The organism is Streptomyces sp. NBC_00461 (assembly GCF_036013935.1).
Classification (GTDB): Bacteria; Actinomycetota; Actinomycetes; order Streptomycetales; family Streptomycetaceae; genus Streptomyces.
Genome location: NZ_CP107902.1, coordinates 10,320,324 through 10,337,052, shown reverse-complemented (window position 1 = coordinate 10,337,052; position 16,729 = coordinate 10,320,324). Strand labels below are relative to the sequence as shown.

Genomic DNA, 16,729 nt, shown 5'->3' with positions numbered 1-16,729 from the left:
GGCGCGGACCTGCGCGAGCGCGGGATCGGACTGCACGTCATCGAGCAGGGCATCGACACGTCCACCATGGAGGGAACCACGAGCGGTGCGACGTCGGGACGGGTTTGCCGCCCCGGCCAACGGAGCCTCCTGGGCCACGGCAACCGACGGACACGGCTTCGCTTCTGCAGCGGACACGAGACAACAGGGCCCTGTCCTGACCGGACACCGGCAGCAGCTGTGGATCGGGCACGCCCACCGCAACGACCCGCCAGCAGCTCCGCTGCCACTCGAACCCTACGAGGGTGACGGGCAGACCACCGGATCAATCAATCGAACCCCGTTGACGAGTCGAGGCCCACAACGGAATTCGTCAGAGAGGCGGGTAAGTCCAAGGCATCGCCCAGCAGTCGGCTGTGACACCACTCATTCGCCCCAGCAGGCCAGGCAAGCATCTTCAAACACATGGCAGCGAGCGACAAGCCCGGCCGTCCTCCGGGGTGACATGGTTAGGTGCGGCGCCGACGAGAGGCGCTGCGCTGCCGCTCCTCACCGCTGCTGAGCGCCGTGAACTACGGCGTTTCTCGGCGTGCCGCCATTCTGCAGATCAAGGCCAGGTGAGGCCGCGACAGATTCCGACCGCTACGAGCAACGGGGAGACCCACATGCCACTGAGTCAGAGGTTGACCTTGCCCTCGAAACCACCGAGGTCGTTGTCGTAGTACCAGTTGGGGCCCGTGTAGCTGGAAAGCGGCAAGTCGTTCCAAAGGTCGGAGTCGTAGGCCAGGAAGAACTCCACCGATCTGGTGAGGCAGTTGTCGGTGCCGGCGTCGTAAGGCCGCGAGTACGCCGACTTGACCTCATCCTTGGCAGCGGTCACCGAGCTGTGGCCGGTGTTCCTGCAACGGTAGGTGTCGTAATACCCCTTGCCGCCCTGGGCCCTGAAGGTGTCCAGCATGGTCTTCCAGTTGCTCTCCTTCTGCCAGTTGTGGCTGGGGTCCTCGGTCGCGCCATAGATCCAGTCGTCGGCCCCGCCGACCCGGAATGCCCAACCGACGTGACCGGCGATCCAGGCGCCTTCCGTAGCGTTGAACATGCAGACGCGACCGGCGCCCACCGCCGTCGCGGGGTCCGCTGCGGCCAGCGTGACGCCGCCGACCACGACGGCGACTGCTGCAGTCAGCGAAGACAGCCGGCGTATGGTGTTGCGGCCGATGCCGCTCGCCTTCCCACGACGTGCAGTTGCGCGATGCGGTCTCATGGTTTGATCTCCTTGTCATCGAGGTGGCGCTCGCTGGCTCTGTCCGGCGAGGCGCCGCCGCCCTCGCGAGGCCCGGCGCATGTGCCGGGCGCTTGCCGCTTATGCGTGGCGTGGCGTGGAAACGCTAGGCCGAGGGCGACGACCCTGATAGCCGGACAATGGGACTACTCGGCTGTGGTGCAAATACGTGACTCGCTCGGTGCAACCCGAAGATCAGACAGTGCGTTCACCGAGGCACATGGAATCAGTTGTGCCCGTCACCGCTTGCGGAGAAGATGTGGACGCTGATCGAACAATGTCGGAATCAAGCCCCCAGGGCTACGGGCGATGCTGGAGTGACATGATCGATGTGGCGATCATCGATGACCATCCCATTGCCAGATGCGGCGTTGAACACGCTCTCTCCGCCCGGCCCAACGTACGGGTCACCCAGTCGATCGGCTCACCCGATGAGCTGGACACCGGCGCGTCCCCGCCGGACGTACTGCTGCTGGACCTGTACCTGAACGTGGACACGCCCTCGCTGCCCGCGGTGGCGGAACTATCCGCGTGGACCAAGGTTCTGGTGATGTCCGCCTCAGGCCGGCCGCGAGACGTCGTGGGAGCCATCCAGGCCGGTGCCCGGGGGTACCTGACCAAGCACTCCAGCATCGAGATGTTCGCGCAGGCCGTGGAGACCGTCGCAGCCGGCGGATTCGCGATGTCCTCCGAACTCGCCGACGTGATCCACAGCGAGCTCGGCGCCGGCCCGGACGCCCGTTCCCGTCACGGTGCGTCGGACGGCGGTGCCGATGCCCCGCAGCTGTCGGCGCGTGAGGAGGAAGCCCTGGCCTACATCGCCCGGGGCTTCACGCACGCCCAGACCGCCACCCGCATGGGCATCAGCAAGGCGACCGTGGACACCTACGTCGAACGCATCCGCCGTAAGCTGCAGTTGGGCAACAAGGCCGAGCTGACCCGCGCCGCCCTGCAACGCCAGGGCAAGCAGACCGCAGGAACGGAGTGACCCTGACCCGCGTGCGGACCAACCAGTCAGCGCAGTCCGTGAAGGTGCCCGAGGCGACCGCGGCACAGCGCAGCGAGCGCATGCTCACGCTCACTGCCGTACTCTTCCGCGCGACCGGGATCCTCCAGGTCCTGATCACCGTCCTGTCCCACAGCGCCCAGTACGCGCGCCCCGGGTGGGTCCTGACCGTCGCCCTGACCGTCTGCCTGGAAAGCGTGCTGCTGAGCGTCTACTGGCTGCGTCGCCGAAAGATCACGCCGGTCACGATGAGCGCCGACATCGCTCTGTGCGTCGCGGCCCTCGCCGCCAACGCGGCACTCACTGATACGCAGGATGCCCTGACCTGGGCGTACTTCATGTACGGCTTCACCATCCTGACCAGCATCGGAATCGGCGTCGCCTACCTCCGGTACGTTGCCGTCCTCGCCGCGACCACCGCGCTGGCCGCCGGATACGTCCTCTCGTCCTTGTTCTTCGGCTTGGAGCGCCCCTGGAACGCTCTTCCCGACACCATCAGTTACTTCGCCGACACCTCGGTCACCTGGATCGTCGCGCGTGAACTGCGCCGTTCCGCCGGTGAACTGGACACCACGCGTGCCAAAGCCGTCGCCGACGCGGCCGCGTTGGCCACCGAACGCGAGCGCCTCCGGCACGCCAGGGCCCTGCACGACCGGGTGCTGCAGACCATGGAGACACTGGCTCGCGGTCACTGGATCGCCGACGACCGGCTGCGCGCCCAGGTCGCCGGCGAGGCCACATGGCTGCGCGCCCTGGTCCGCGGTGACCCGATCGACCACGAACATGACCTGCTCACCGCTCTACAGGCAGTGGTGTGCCGCAAGACTGAACACGGCCTCGACGTCCAGCTCGTCGACGGCTCCTTGCGGCAGCAGGATGCCGTCCGCGCCGGTCTGGCAGCCGCATCGGTCGCCGCTCTGTCCGGCGCGGTCGAGGAAGCACTGACCAACGTCGCCAAGCACGCCGGCGTCGACAGGGCCGTACTCCACGCAGCCGCCACCCCTACGCAGGTGACCATCAGCATCGTGGACCATGGGCGCGGCTTCGACCCCGCTCACCAACCCGTCGGGTGGGGCCTGCCCCAGTCCATCCGCCGCCGGCTCCTGGAAATCGGCGGCCACGTTCACCTGGAATCCGCCCCAGGCGCGGGAACGAGCGTGGAACTGACCCTGGACATCACGAACCAGGGCAACGACCAGAGCCTGCCGACCAGTTGAGGTTTCCGGGGCCTGTGAAGCCCGGTGCGTCCCAAGCGCACTTCGGCGCCAGATGGCGATGACTCAGCTGCCGCGGCTGTGCTGTGGGTCGTAACACCTACACGCGGGAGTGGCACAAACAGTGGGCATGACCCGTCCCACTGAAGTGCAGCACGCTGTGCCAGCCGGGCATTGGCTCCGGTCTCCCGCCCCTCTCACGTGGCTGGCCACTGGCCGTGCCGCGGGAGGACTTCGCGCTCGGGAAGGGACAGCAATGCCTGTTGTTGCGCATCAGCACACCCGGCGACACGGTGTTCTCGCGTTGGGTACCGCGGTACTCCTCGCCACAGCGGCGGTCATGACGGCTGGCGCTCCCGCCTTGGCGGCCACCGGGTCCTCCGCCACCGCTCACGCCGCGCCCACGTCGACCCTGACAGCCGGTCACCAGTTGACGGCGGGGCAGTCACTCACCGTCGCCTCAGGGGAATACCGCCTGACGATGCAGGGCGACGGGAACCTGGTGGAGTACACCCTCGACAATGTACCGCTCTGGTCCAGCCGCACGGCGGGCAACGCCGGCGCACGCGCCGACATGCAGGGCGACGGGAATCTGGTCGTCTACAGCAGCGCCAACAAAGCCCTGTGGGCGTCGAACACCAACGCTCACGCCGGCGCTTATCTGACCCTTCAGAGTGACGGGAATACCGTCGTCTACAGCAACACCAACAAACCCTTGTGGGCCGCGGGCACCAACATCGTTGTCGGCGGCAGCAACGACTACCCGTACGCCAACAGCAGCATCGATGTCAGCGACGGAGCGGGCTTCCTGACCAGAGAGTGCACTTCGTTCGTCGCCTGGCGGATACGCCACAACCTCAAGATCGCAGACTTCAGCAATGGCTGGCACGGCGGCTGGTTCGGCCACGCCGGAACCTGGGTGGCGAACGCGCGCAACCTCGGCCTGGTCGTCAACAGCACGCCCGCGGTGAACAGCGTCGCCGTCCTGCCGGCGGGAGTCGATGGTGCAGGCTCCATGGGCCATGTTGGCTTCGTGCTGGGCGTGGGCAACGGCACGGTCGACGTGGAGGACTACAACTACGCCGACAGCTACGACGGTTACCGGTACTACTCATACAGCCGGCATACCATCGCCACCGCCGGGCTGTCGTTCATCCACTTCCGCTGATCCGCATGCCTGCGGCGTCCTCTGGGATGCCGCAGGCACCGGCCGCGTTGACCGCAATGTGACACGACGTGCTGCCCGACTAGCGCCTCATGTGGCCGCTTACCCGCCTGGCCGCTCTGTCCGCGATCACGCTGTACCGGTGGTAACGCTGCCTGCGCTTCGCCGCGGGACGTCGCGGGCTCGCCGCCTTGGTCCCTCCTGCACGAAGGAATGTTCTGCCTGTCGGCCCTGCCGTTCGAAGACTCTCGTCGAACTCGATCGGGGGGTGTCAGGCTCTCGCCTTCTGGCGCGTGCACCCACGCTCCCAGCACTTGGCCCATGCACGGCGGTCCCGGGTCATGCAACCTCCCGGAAGCAAACGGAGTATTCCAAAGCGGAGAGGCGCCGCTCCCATCTGCCCGTCTACAGAAGGAGAACTGTGTCCGCGACAAGGATCAAGAAGCTCGCGACCACGGTCGCTGCGGGTGTCGCGGCGGTAGGCATCACTGCTGCCGCTGCGGCCGCCTCCGACGCCTCTCATCGCTCCAGCACCCCCGCTGTCAGCCACCGCGCCGCCTCGGCTGCGCGACAGTCCGTTGGCCACCCCACACCGTCTGGAGCCCCAGCGCCGCGGAGTGTTGTGGTGGGGCGGGGTGTGCTGGGAGGCAAGCCGTGGTCGGTGACGCTGACGTACTACGCCACGTTCCCCAAGGGCTTCACCCCGCCCTCTCCGTCCGGCTTGCTGCACAGCCCGGCACCCAAGGGGCACAGCCTGCTGTGCACGAACGTCGTCATCGACGGCGCGCCGGAGGGACATACAACCGACCCCTGGGCAGGCTGCACCGTGGTCGACGGCACCCGCGACACCGACCACACCACCGGCGCCTCACTGGAGGGCAACACCGACAAGGGCAACACCGGCAGTCGGCTGTTCCTGGTCCATCCCGACGCCGCCGTCGCCCATGCCACGATGACCTTCCGCGACGGCCGGCACGCGACCGCAAAGGTGGCCGCCGTCCCCGGCACCGCCTACCGCGCCTACGCAATCCCCATCGCCTCCGGACAGAGCATCGCCGCGGTGGATGAATACGACGCCCACAACCGCCTCCTGAACCACAACACCCAGTGGCGCTGACCCCGTGTCCGGTCGGGGGCCGGGCCGACCACCGGCCCCCGACCACGGGATGCAGGACATTTCCACGATCTCAGACGGCAGGGACAGGCACTTCGTGTACCTCGGCAGGAACGGCGACGACGACACCGAATTCGTCCAGTTCGCCACCACGCGCTGGTCGCAACTGGTGCGCACCGCCTACATGCTCACCGGCGACTTCCACGAAGCCGAGGACCTTGTGCAGACGACGCTGATCAAGGTGTACACGCAGTGGCGGCGGCTGCGCAGGGACGAGACTGACGCGTACGTGCGACGCGCCCTGATCAACAACAATCGCAGCCGCCATCGCAAGCACCGCGTCGTTCACCTGCTCATGCCCTTCCTCCCGGACGCCACGGAACCCGATGAGGCCGCGGGCAGCGAAAAGCGGGATGTGCTGCTCAAGGCTCTGTCCGAGTTGCCCCCGCGGCAGCGCACCGTCGTCGTGCTGCGCTACTGGGAGGATCTGAGCATCGAAGAAGTCGCTCATGCACTGGGCTGCTCCGAGGGGACAGTCAAGAGCCAGGCCTCGCGTGCACTGGCCAAGCTCAGAACGCACCCGGCACTGGCCATCCAGTCCCTCACCAGCCTCGGAGATGCCCCGTGACCCGGCCGTCCCCCCCAGCAGACAGCGACAGCACCCCCCAGCATGAGCAGGCCCTGCGCCGCGCTCTGGCACGCACGGCCCACCAGCGGCAGCCGTCCGCCGCCCCTGTGCAGCAGATCCTCAAGGCCGGCCGGTCTCGCCGCGCCCACCGCCGCGCCGCCGTGGCGTCCGCAGGCGCAATCCTCGCCGTCTGCCTGACCGTGACTCTTTTCCTACCCGGCACCGAGGCGGAGAACATTCGCCCGCAGCAGCAGACAACCACCGCTTCTTCGCCCCGGCCCTCTCCATCGGCGGTGCCGCGGAGTGTTGTGGTGGGGCGGGGTGTGCTGGGAGGCGAGCCGTGGTCGGTGACGCTGACGTACTACGCCACGTTCCCCAAGGGCTTCACCCCGCCCTCTCCGTCCGGCTTGCTGCACAGCCCGGCACCCAAGGGGCACAGCCTGCTGTGCACGAACGTCGTCATCGACGGCGCGCCGGAGGGACATACAACCGACCCCTGGGCAGGCTGCACCGTGGTCGACGGCACCCGCGACACCGACCACACCACCGGCGCCTCACTGGAGGGCAACACCGACAAGGGCAACACCGGCAGTCGGCTGTTCCTGGTCCATCCCGACGCCGCCGTCGCCCATGCCACGATGACCTTCCGCGACGGCCGGCACGCGACCGCAAAGGTGGCCGCCGTCCCCGGCACCGCCTACCGCGCCTACGCAATCCCCATCGCCTCCGGACAGAGCATCGCCGCGGTGGATGAATACGACGCCCACAACCGCCTCCTGAACCACAACACCCAGTGGGATTGAACTCCTTGTTCCCACTCTCCTCGGAGGCACTTTCAGCCGGCGTGCGGGACGACGGCCGGGGGTCTGCCCGCACGCCCCATATGCCCATACCCGCTACTCCACGCGGCGGGCGTCGACTCCGCTTCCGACAGCGTCACTGTGCGGAATGACGTGACGCGAGGGTGGGGCATCGACGAGCCGAGCCAGCCACGCCGTTTCTTGGTGACTCCTCCCCCAGCTGAAGCCGGGGGCTTCTCGCTATGCCGGGTTGGCGTCGCGACGGACCAGCCCGGCCCGTAGCACGTGGGTGGCTGCCACGGTGTCGGCGTGCGCGTGGTGGCCCCAGGCCACGCAGTGGAATTTTTCCTGTGCGGGTCGGTTCTCCCTGGCGGTGTGCGTCAGGAACCCCGTTACCTTCTAGACCGTCGTCGTCACGGGCACCGACGCGGCCGCGGTGATCGTGCCCAAGCTCGCGAAGAACCTGGCCAGCCTGCTCGACCAGCGCAAGGAACTGGCCTCGGACATCGAGGAGTTGCTCAAGTCGCACCCTCTTTCCGAGCTCCTGACGTCGATGCCGGGGATAGGCGTCAGGACCGGAGCCAGGATCCTCATCGACGTCGGTGACGGCACCGCCTTCCCGACCGCGGGCCACCTCGCCGCCTATGCCGGGCTCGCTCCGGTGACCAGGCGGTCGGGGTCCTCGATCCGCGGCGAGAGCCCGTCCCGCAGAGGCAACAAGCACCTGAAACGGGCCTTCTTCCTCGCCGCGTTCGCCTCGCTGTCCGACCCGGCCTCCCGGGCCTACTACGAGCGGAAGAAGGCCGAGGGCAAGCGGCACAAGCAGGCCCTGATGTGTCTCGCACGCCGCCGCGTCGACGTGCTCTTCGCAATGCTCCGCGACGGCACGTTCTTCGAACCTCAAGCCGTCCCCCAAGCCGCCTGAAACATCACCAATCAACCGACCCGCCCCTTGACGAAAGAGATAGGGCCCCCATCCGGCATCGTTGATCGACTTGTTGAGCCCGGCTTTGGCGGCGGCCCCGTCGTGCAGGAAGCCGCCCGGCTGGTCGGTGCCGGGCTTGGGTTCTGGGGCCTTACTCATGTTGCGGATCTTCCTGCGGCGGCGCACCGCTGAGCATCGTCAAGGGCTACGTCGAGAACCAGAAACGCCCGGCATGACCGTCACCACAGACGCAGCGATCTGCGGCGCTTCGCCCCTCCGGGCCAAGGATCGCGCTCCCGCCCGCTGACGGCCGAGCCTCCCTGCGAAGAACAAGGGATGGCGGCCAGCGCTGCGGACATGGAGCCGCAGCCGGACGAGGCCGGCCTTGAAAACGTGATCGGCACCACGCCGCTGCCGGTCCGGCTGACCATCGAGGGAACGCCATGCGGACTCCCGCCGGGGGCCTGGCCTCCTACCGCATCGTGCAGCTAGGCGATGAATCCCACTCTTTGATCTCCTTGTCTTCGATGCGGAGCCGGACGGCGGTTTCGCCAATGGCGATCACTGCCGAGGAACCGTGCCGAGCAGGGCGAAGATCCGCCAGGCGGAGAGCGTGGCGTACACGTCACAGGCCTGGGAGGAGGCGGAGTCACGGAACAGTGACGGAGTGCCCGGGCAGCCCTGCAGGGAAGTCAGCCGGTCCGCCATCAGGGTGCGTTGGGCCGCGGTCGGGTGCCAGCCCGTGGCGTGCGCGGCGCTGAGGGCCGCCTCGGCCTGGTGCAGGGAGCCGGTCCGCAGCAGCTCCATCCCCTGTCGGGCAAGGGCGTCGGACGAGGGTGTGTTGGGCAACTCCGCGAGTCGGCCGTCCTTTTCGAGCCCGCTGACGGCGAGGTAGGTCGCGTAGCGGTGCTCGGCGGTGTCTGCCGGCCACGGTGTGATGTCCACGCGTGGAACCCGCAGATGGGAGCTGCGCAGGGCGGCGCTCACCTCGGACCACTGCTGGGCGGTCCCGGCGGAGAGTGGTGGCACGTCCTTGACCGCCTGTGCCGTGAGGGTCCGCCGGTCCGGGGTGCCGACGCTTCCCCCCGCCGCCTCCAGCACGGCCAGCCAGACGGCCTGTGCCCCTTGCCCAGAACGCTGCACGGTGCCGCGGTGCGCGCGCAGGGCCGCTGCGAGCTGCGGGTCCTGCGTGGGCAGTCCGGTCAGCGTCCGCAACGCCTCGACCTGGAACGACGCCTCAAGGTCTCCGTCTCGTTGCTGCACGGCCGAGAACAGACCGCTGGGGAGTCGGCGCGTCCACAGATACCGGCGCAGTGCCGCCGAACGGGCCGGCTTCGCGTGCAGCACAGTGAGGGACTCCGTGAGGGCATCGGCGATCTGCGGGTCTCCCACGGGCAGCGGTGAGGGGTCGAGGTTCGCCAGCAACTGGTCGCGCCGCCCGCTCAGCTCGACGTCGGCGATCCGGGCCAACCGGATGTAGGAGCAGGTCTCCAGGAAGGCGTCGCCGGACACAGGGCCGTGCTGGTTCGCGCCGGTGCGGGACCACCAGGTCCGCAGGGTGTTACGCAGTGCGGCGGGGGCCGGCAGTCCCAGGGCGGCGCGGGCCTGGACCAGGTGCAGTCGCTGAGTGAGGCTGGTGGCCGCGGCGCGGGTTCCGTCGGTGTCGAGCCAGCGCCGGGTGGTGGTGGCGGCGTTTCCCGTGAGGGGGGCGCCGAAGGTCTTGAGGGCCCGCAGTGCGGCTGTCGTGGCGGCCAGTTCCGCGCCTCTGTCGGGTACGCGGGTGTGCTGCGCCGCCGGGTCGGCGAAGTCGCCCCGCGGGGTGTGCATCGCCCGCAGCGCGGCAACGTCGGACGTGTCGTGCAGGCGCAGGTGCAGGGTCTGCTCGAGGAGCGCCAGATACAGCCGTCCCCAGAGCTGATCCCCCGTGATCTGGTCGGCGAAGACCTTCCGCGTCACGGGTTCGCTCAGCTGCCCGGGCTCTCCGAGGGCCGACAGCGCGGCCAGTCCGTAGGCGGAGTCGTACAGCCCGGGCCGGTCGGGGACGCTCGCGGAGTAGAGGCCGTCGTCCCCGCGAAGCCGGGCGAGGTCCGCCGCAAGGCGGCTCTGCTGCAAGGTCGTCGCGGGACCGGCCGCACAGCCGCCGAGGGCGCCCAGGAGCACGAGCACGGCGGCGAGCACCGCCACCGCCCCGCGGAGGCGAACCTGCATGATCCTTGGTCTCCTGCTGGTCGAAGGCGTGGCAGGGCCACAGGGCGAGAGGGGGACGAGAGGGGTGCGGAGTCGGCGGACGGATGCCCGCCGCGAGAACGGCGGGCACCGCAGGATGGGTCAGCCGACGCAGGCCTGGCTCTGCCCGTGAATGCCCAGCGAACTGGAACTGGCCGAGGCAATCGAGCAGACCTGCTCCCACGTGGTGTTCCAGGACGGGTACATGTACCCGTTCAGGTCGGCCTCGTAGGTGTTGCCGTTCTCCCAGTACTGGCTGGTGCTGTAGGTGGACACGTTCGGCGTGCCGGTGCAGTTGCCCTCCGGCCCGCCCGTACTCACGCCGACGCTGCAGCTCCACGTGAACGTCCCCACGGAACTGGCCAGGGTCGCCGTGTTACGGATGCGGGTCATACTCTGGAACGCGGCCCCGTGGTACGTCCAGGCGGAGGTCACCCACTTCGTGGGGTGGGCGACGCCGAAGTCCTTGTAGACACGCGCCTCGATCGTGTAGCCGGGCGACATCGCGGCGTCCTTGGTGGCGTTCTCGGCCGTGGCGAGGGGGGCAGTGGCCAGTACGGCACCTGCGACGGTGCAGGCGGCGATGGCGAGCCGGAGAGCAGTGGTCGTGCGCTTCACGATGTGGCTTCCTCTCTGAGATGGTGCCCTACGGTCAGTTCCACGTGTAGCCGATGTACGGACTGTCGATGACGTAGGACTGGTTGCCGCTCGCGATGGTCAGCTCGCTGTAGTACGGCTGGTTGTACTTCTGACCGCTGAAGGTCGGGCCGAGGAAGTGGCCGGTGCCGCAGAACCGCTGCCAGTCGCCGGTGGCAAGCTTGTTGGCGTTCGCGTCGCGGAGGTCGATCTCCAGGTAGAAACACCCGTTGGGCTTGGCGTCGATGTAGGCGTCGGAGTTGAAGTCCACACCAGCGAACCCTGTGTCGCTGGTACAGGCGCTGGCCGTGAAGGGCCCCCTTGTCTCCTTGTTGCAGCCGCCGGGATGCCAGACGATCTTCGGGGCGACCGTGGAAGGCCGGAGCGCGGCCTCGCGGCCAACTGTCGTCGTGAAGCCGGTCCGTGAGGCCGCGTTGGCCACGACCGTACCGGTGTGCGACGGGGCCGCCGACGCGGTGACGCAGGTGGTCGCGCCGGCAGCCAGTACCAAGGCGGCGACGGCGGCAGCATGACTGATTCTGTTCAAGGGTCTCCCCCATGGTTCCGGCCCCTGTCAGGTCAAGGGGCGGTGGTTGCTTTACAGGTGCAGGTCTCGGTTCAGCGGTGACGCGCATGCGGCGGTGCACGGCGTCGTGGAAGAGGGCTCCGTGCCACACCTGGTGGCCGTTTCCCAGAGACCTGCGCCCCGTACACAGCTCTCCCTTCGGCAGGTCGGAATGGGAAGGAGCGGAGCCTGTGCGACTCCGAATACTCCGTTGCCCGTTCCGGGGTTGCATCGCCGCATCGCCTCTGCAGGAAAGATCAGCGGATCGACGAGGGTTGAGGCGAATCCAGACTCGGCGGACTCTGTCCGCCGAGGAGCCGTCACCGTGGCGCAGCGCCTGCCGGACTGCCGGGCGCCTGCCTGTTCGCCGTGGCGTGGAAAGGCTAGGCCGACGACCGGCGATCGCGGCAGCCGGACAATCGCACTACTCGGGTGTGGTGCGAAGACGTGACTCGCTCGGTACAACCCGCGGGTCACACGGGGGAGGTTTTCCGAGGCACATGGAATCGGCTGTGCCCTTCACCGCTTCCCGAGAAGGTGTGGACGCTGATCGTCAGTTGCACACCCCGAAGCAGGGAGGTCGCGAGCTGAGCGCTCATGCGGAGCTCCGTGAGGATGCGCCAGACATCTCACGTCGGAGAGGTCATGCTCGCTGGCGGCTCGTTCGCGGTTGACGAGCCGGTTCACCTGCTTCTGGGTCTGGGGAGGGAGTGCTTACGGGCGGGCGACATCGTGTGTCTCTTCGCCAGCGAGCCGGTGGCATGCCGTAGCGGTTCTTGAACGCGCGGCTGAATGCCGCCTCGGACGTGTAGCCAACGCTCTCCGCAATGAGCGTGAGCGGAAGGGAGGTGTCACGGAGCAGGTCGGTGGCGGCGCCCAGGCGTACGTGCGCGAGATAGGTTGCTGGCGGCTTCCCGACGCGAGCGACGAACCGCGCAGCGAACGCCGACCGTGAAAGGTTGCACGCTCGGGCCAGCTCGTCGACTGTCCAGTCGTGGCCGATGTCTCGGTGGATAGCGCTCAAGGCCAGGCTGATCTGGGGGTCGAACGCACCGGCCAGCCAGTTCGGTTCGGCGTCCGAGCCAGCGGCCCAGGCGCGCAGAATCTGAATGAAGATCAGATCGAGGATGCGGGCGACCATCACCGCCGATCCTTGAGAGGGCGATTGCATCTCGAATACGAGCATCCTGTGTGCGACTTCGAGCCCTTCGAGCGCTGGACCGCGGTCACCGCGCAGTATGATCACGGCAGGCAGGCACCGGAGCAGGTGGCTCGCCTGTGGGGCGCCGATCGTGAATGTGCCGCAGAGCCAGCGCGCCGGCTCGGGTGCGCTGGTACGCACGATCGCTTGCGCGCGCTTGCCTGCGTCGCTGATGTGGTGCGTGTCACCGCGCGGGAGCAGGACGACATCGCCGCGGCTCAAGTGCTGGACGTGCGGGTCTCCGTCGACCCGAAGCACGAGTTCGCCTGCTTCTATGATGTGCAGGCTGCCGATATCGGCGAAGCCGATCGAGAAATTCCGCGGCGGAGCGTACGCAACGATCCGTTCTCCGCTCAGACGGGCGCTCCGGAGAAGCTCCGAGAGCAAGTCGTGCATTTGACCATCTGCGTTGAGGCCGAGTGCGGCGTCCTCAAGCGCTGGCGGATCGGCAAACGCTTGCGGCGATCGGAGTAAACCCTCTGGCATCGCTGGACGATCGGCAAGATTTCCCGGCGGAGCGGTCATGGTCGCTGTCCATTCCTCTGACTAGGTTTAGCAAACAGTGAGTGGGGCCATGACTCTGGGCACTCTGTCATGTGCCAACTTCTTCCATCGGCGAAGCACCTATGCCACTGGAATTGCTGACATCGTCGTCCGAGTCTGGGCCCGCTCGCTTGTATCAACCGAGACCAACAATCAAGAGGCCATCCATGACGGAGCAAGGCAAGCCGACCAAGATCAGCTTTGTCTATTCCAACCCCACCGACCCGGACACCTTCGAGGCGGCTTACCCCGACCAGCTCGCGCTCGCGCGCAAGCTCCCCGGACTGACTCGGCTGCAGACGTCGAAGGTGTGGCCCAAGGAAGACGGCAGCCCGACCCCGGCGTACCGACTGTTGGACCTGTACTTCGCCGACTACGCGGCGGCCAGCGCCGCCGCCGCAGAGGCGGGTCCCCTTGTCGCCGCTACCAAAGCGCACGCCACCGGAGGAGTAGTGATCGCATTCGCGGAAGTCCTCGAGGACGCTTAGTCTAGCGCCAAGATCCATAGAGATCTTGGCGAGGGGTTGTCCGGCTGGAGGCCGGGCAGCCCCCTTTCGCTGGGGTGGCCGGGGCGAGTTGCCAGGTTCCGCCTGTCTGGGTGAGTCCGAGGTTGATCAGGCGGCGGAGGTTGAGGGCGGCTGCCCGGGCGTGGGGCCAGGTGTTGTTGGCGATGGCGCCGCGGTAGCGCAGGCGGCAGTTGCCGTGCTGGACGAGCCAGGCGACCGCACGTTCGACCGGTGCTCTCCAGCGGCGGTGGGCGACCTGTGTCAGCGGCGGCCTGGAGATCGTGGTGCCGACGCATGGCCCGCGATGCCCGCCCCATCGGCGGTCTCACGCCACTATTCCGGAGGGATGAGATATCCCGATGGCGGTGGGCTGACGGCCGAGGAGCGGGATCGTCGTGAGCAAGTCCGGCTTGCGGCGGCTGACTTGATCGAGGCGGGGGCCAGTGACCGGGAGGTGGCCCGGCGGTTCCGGGTGACCCGGATGCCGGCGAACCGCCGGCGCCGGGCCCTGGCCTCGGGCGGCCGCCAGGCGCTGGTCTCCAAGGGCCCCGGTGGCGCCCGCTGCAAGCTCGATACCAGCCAACTACGTGCCCTGGAAGCGGTGTTGGAGGCTGGTCCGGCCGCGTGCGGCTGGAGTGACCAGTGCTGGACCTTGGCCCGCATCGGCGAGGTCGTGCGCCGCCGGTTCGGGGCCGAGTACACCCTGGCCGGGCTGGACCTGCTGCTGCACCGCACCGGCTGGAGCGTGCAGGTGCCGGCCCGGAGGGCCACCGAGCGGGACAGAGGTGTAAGTGCGCCGTACCAGGAGAGCGTGGACGCGCGGTCGGCGGGCCGGTAGGCGGTGATGTACACCTTGCGGTTGGGCCGGGCCGGCCCGTTCACGGTACCCCAACTCATCACGCTGCAGCGCGGGTTGTTGCGCATCACCAGGTCGCCGAACTTCTTCTCGCCTGGCAGGTAGACCGGCACTGAGTCCAGTTGGTGATGTGCGCCTTGGCGTCGCCGCATCGGGTACGGATGGGGTCCATGCCGTCGCCGGGGTGCGCGGTGTCCGGCGACCGGGCAGCGATGCTCTGCCAGGCCGACGGCGTCGCCGAAGCGTCTCCACCGCCCGTTGCCTGGCCGTGGGAAGCCCCGGCAGCAGTATGGCCACCGTTCCCGCCACCCCCAGGGCGACTCCGCACACCAGGGTCGCCGCCAAGCCCCCCAGATGACGTCGGCCGGGGCGCGCGCTGCCGGTGCCGTCGCCGGCCCAACGTCCGGTGGCGGACTCAATGGTGGCGCTGACCGGGGGCTGGTCCCGCTCATCGGTACGTGCCTTGGCCTCGGTCAGTTCCGCCTTGACGGCCTGCCAGTCCCGCTACCACTGCGCGCGATCCCCTCCACAGGCACCGACGTACGCCAGCGTGACATCCAGAGACGGCAGCAGTTGTCCGCCGGCCGCGCGTCGGACAATGCGGTCACCGAGTACCAGGGTGTCCCGGGCGAGCTGCCGATAGGGCCTGCCGACGGGCGCCACCGCACGACATGGGGGGGCGACCCCGCCCCGGCGGCTGCGGCGATCAGGGCCGCGTGCAGAGCAGGCTGCGCCCGGTCGGGGCGGGGACGTGCAGCCGCTCGGTCCGCGACGCCGAAGTGGCCGAGCAAGCAGCGCAAGGCCAGTCCGCCGTGCCGATCGCTGCCGCCGCCAGCGTGGCCTGTGTGCTTCCGCGTGACGGGATGGCCCCCGAGGAGCAGCCGGTCGGGAGGCGGATCCGGGGGGAGATCCGCGCCCGCCCTGTCCCCTGCAGCGCAGATGGTCAACACTTGCACTTGAGAGCGCTCTCATATTTGGGTATTGTCGCCGCTGAAGGAAGGCTGAGGCACTTCGAGGCGTGCACCTCCTGGACGTGGACGCAGTATCTGAGGTCGGAGAGTCGCCACCCCTTCCCCTTCCGGCCCATCGAAGGAGAGCTGTGTCCACAGCTCAGGTCAAAGGACTGGCCATGGTCCACCGCAGAGGCATCGCGATGGTGAGCGTCACCGCTGCCGCTTCAACCGCCGGTTCCGGCGGACAGCAGCACAACGACGCCTCGCCTGCCCGGCAGACCATCGTCGAAGCGGCAGCAGCCGTGGCGTCGCGGTCACCGGTGACGGGCCGGGCCACGCTGGGTGGCAGGCTGCGGTCGGTGGCGCTGGGCTTCTCAGCGTCATCCTGCTCGTCACAGGCGACGCGGAAGTGCCTGCTGGGCGCGCTGATCGTCGCGTCGGCCCCGCAGAGCGCGGAAGCGCCTGCAGGGCCTCCTGCGCAGGCACGGCAGGTCGGATTCAAGGCATTCCCGGACGGTGGCCATCCCGGCAGCAACGCCGCCACTCAGCCTCTCCCGATATCCGGAGTTCCCCATGAGCTACAAGGTCGCCGCGAACCCCGCGGACAGTTCTGACCCTCCAGGACCCGGAGCCGGCATCCCCGGCCCGCCCGTTGGCGTCCCCGCCCCGCGTGACGGACGTTCGCTGGCCCTGTCCCTGGCTCTGCCATGGACATCAACTGCGGCCGGCAAAGCCCGGACCCTGATACGTGTCAGTCTCCTCCACACAGGCGTCCCCGACTTCCTGACCCAAACAGTGGAGTTGCTCGTCACAGAACTGGTAACCAACGCCTTGCGCCACGCCGCCCCTCCCCTGAACCTGAGCGCCATCTACCGGCAGGCCGCAACCCCCGTCCTCAGCTGCGCGGTCAGCGACGGCAGCAGCGAACTGCCGGCGCTCTGCCACCCCTCGATGACCTGCGAAAGCGGACGCGGGCTGGTCCTGGTCGACAGCCTCTCCGACCGATGGGGCAGCCACCGGACCCCGGGCGGGAAGATCGTCTGGTGTGAACTGAACCTCTCGCTGCACCCCCGAGCTTTCATGGTCTGACCTGGTCACAACAGTAAGCTGCCGGATGCCGCGATGGCGGAGGT

At 68.2% G+C, this 16,729-nt stretch carries 13 protein-coding genes and 2 pseudogenes; 10 read left to right on the top strand and 5 right to left on the bottom strand.

Going from position 1 to position 16,729, the window contains the following annotated elements:
• Positions 1 to 655: 655 nt before the first annotated feature.
• A complete protein-coding gene (locus OG870_RS47775) occupies positions 656 to 1,240 on the bottom strand; it encodes a hypothetical protein (RefSeq protein WP_266593347.1) in 585 nt (194 codons plus the stop codon).
• 340 nt (positions 1,241 to 1,580) lie between these two features.
• Between OG870_RS47775 and OG870_RS47770 the strand changes: the two genes are divergently transcribed.
• The 7 genes and pseudogenes from OG870_RS47770 to OG870_RS47740 form a co-directional block, all read left to right on the top strand.
• Positions 1,581 to 2,246 carry a LuxR C-terminal-related transcriptional regulator gene (locus tag OG870_RS47770; protein WP_266593345.1) on the top strand — a complete coding sequence of 222 codons (666 nt, stop codon included), beginning with the start codon at positions 1,581 to 1,583 and terminating at the stop codon, positions 2,244 to 2,246.
• A complete protein-coding gene (locus OG870_RS47765; RefSeq protein ID WP_266593343.1) occupies positions 2,243 to 3,481 on the top strand; it encodes a sensor histidine kinase in 1,239 nt (412 codons plus the stop codon). The genes OG870_RS47770 and OG870_RS47765 overlap by 4 nt, the downstream gene beginning before the upstream one ends.
• A 337-nt stretch (positions 3,482 to 3,818) precedes the next feature.
• Positions 3,819 to 4,646 (top strand): CHAP domain-containing protein, encoded by an 828-nt coding sequence (locus tag OG870_RS47760; RefSeq protein ID WP_327690529.1) that lies wholly within the window; start codon positions 3,819 to 3,821, stop codon positions 4,644 to 4,646.
• A gap of 634 nt (positions 4,647 to 5,280) precedes the next feature.
• Positions 5,281 to 5,760 (top strand): hypothetical protein, encoded by a 480-nt coding sequence (locus OG870_RS47755; protein ID WP_266593339.1) that lies wholly within the window; start codon positions 5,281 to 5,283, stop codon positions 5,758 to 5,760.
• Positions 5,761 to 5,854: 94 nt separating this feature from the next.
• On the top strand, positions 5,855 to 6,385 hold the full coding sequence (locus OG870_RS47750; RefSeq protein WP_266593334.1) for a SigE family RNA polymerase sigma factor: 531 nt from the start codon (positions 5,855 to 5,857) through the stop codon (positions 6,383 to 6,385).
• A complete protein-coding gene (locus OG870_RS47745) occupies positions 6,382 to 7,188 on the top strand; it encodes a hypothetical protein (protein WP_266593332.1) in 807 nt (268 codons plus the stop codon). The genes OG870_RS47750 and OG870_RS47745 overlap by 4 nt, the downstream gene beginning before the upstream one ends.
• A 400-nt stretch (positions 7,189 to 7,588) precedes the next feature.
• Positions 7,589 to 8,110 (top strand): annotated as a pseudogene (locus tag OG870_RS47740) (IS110 family transposase); the annotation flags it as partial.
• Between the two features lie 561 nt (positions 8,111 to 8,671).
• Here OG870_RS47740 and OG870_RS47730 read toward each other — a convergent pair.
• The 4 genes from OG870_RS47730 to OG870_RS48415 form a co-directional block, all read right to left on the bottom strand.
• Positions 8,672 to 10,318: a hypothetical protein gene (locus OG870_RS47730; RefSeq protein ID WP_266593330.1), complete on the bottom strand. Its 1,647-nt coding sequence runs from the start codon at positions 10,316 to 10,318 to the stop codon at positions 8,672 to 8,674.
• Between the two features lie 120 nt (positions 10,319 to 10,438).
• Positions 10,439 to 10,954: a hypothetical protein gene (locus OG870_RS47725; protein WP_266593328.1), complete on the bottom strand. Its 516-nt coding sequence runs from the start codon at positions 10,952 to 10,954 to the stop codon at positions 10,439 to 10,441.
• A gap of 34 nt (positions 10,955 to 10,988) precedes the next feature.
• On the bottom strand, positions 10,989 to 11,519 hold the full coding sequence (locus OG870_RS47720; RefSeq protein WP_266593326.1) for a hypothetical protein: 531 nt from the start codon (positions 11,517 to 11,519) through the stop codon (positions 10,989 to 10,991).
• A 661-nt stretch (positions 11,520 to 12,180) separates the two neighbouring features.
• A complete protein-coding gene (locus OG870_RS48415) occupies positions 12,181 to 13,134 on the bottom strand; it encodes an AraC family transcriptional regulator (protein ID WP_353962350.1) in 954 nt (317 codons plus the stop codon).
• Positions 13,135 to 13,448: 314 nt separating this feature from the next.
• Between OG870_RS48415 and OG870_RS47710 the strand changes: the two genes are divergently transcribed.
• The 3 genes and pseudogenes from OG870_RS47710 to OG870_RS47695 all read left to right on the top strand — a co-directional run bounded on the left by OG870_RS47710 (position 13,449) and on the right by OG870_RS47695 (position 16,685).
• Entirely contained in the window at positions 13,449 to 13,769 is a 321-nt protein-coding gene (locus OG870_RS47710; protein ID WP_266593322.1) for an EthD family reductase, read from the top strand.
• Positions 13,770 to 14,133: 364 nt separating this feature from the next.
• Positions 14,134 to 14,595: pseudogene (locus OG870_RS47700) on the top strand (winged helix-turn-helix domain-containing protein); the annotation flags it as partial.
• Positions 14,596 to 16,169: 1,574 nt separating this feature from the next.
• The gene (locus OG870_RS47695; protein ID WP_266593318.1) at positions 16,170 to 16,685 is read left to right on the top strand and encodes an ATP-binding protein; all 516 of its coding nucleotides are present in this window, start codon (positions 16,170 to 16,172) and stop codon (positions 16,683 to 16,685) included.
• The last annotated feature ends 44 nt before the right edge of the window (positions 16,686 to 16,729 follow it).

Bases quoted from the DNA above. Each gene is read 5' to 3' on its own strand.
- OG870_RS47775 (WP_266593347.1), bottom strand. From the start codon at position 1,240: ATGAGACCGCATCGCGCAACTGCACGTCGTGGGAAGGCGAGCGGCATC.
- OG870_RS47770 (WP_266593345.1), top strand. From the start codon at position 1,581: ATGATCGATGTGGCGATCATCGATGACCATCCCATTGCCAGATGCGGC.
- OG870_RS47760 (WP_327690529.1), top strand. From the start codon at position 3,819: ATGACGGCTGGCGCTCCCGCCTTGGCGGCCACCGGGTCCTCCGCCACC.
- OG870_RS47730 (WP_266593330.1), bottom strand. From the start codon at position 10,318: ATGCAGGTTCGCCTCCGCGGGGCGGTGGCGGTGCTCGCCGCCGTGCTC.
- OG870_RS48415 (WP_353962350.1), bottom strand. From the start codon at position 13,134: ATGCACGACTTGCTCTCGGAGCTTCTCCGGAGCGCCCGTCTGAGCGGA.
- OG870_RS47710 (WP_266593322.1), top strand. From the start codon at position 13,449: ATGACGGAGCAAGGCAAGCCGACCAAGATCAGCTTTGTCTATTCCAAC.
- OG870_RS47695 (WP_266593318.1), top strand. From the start codon at position 16,170: ATGAGCTACAAGGTCGCCGCGAACCCCGCGGACAGTTCTGACCCTCCA.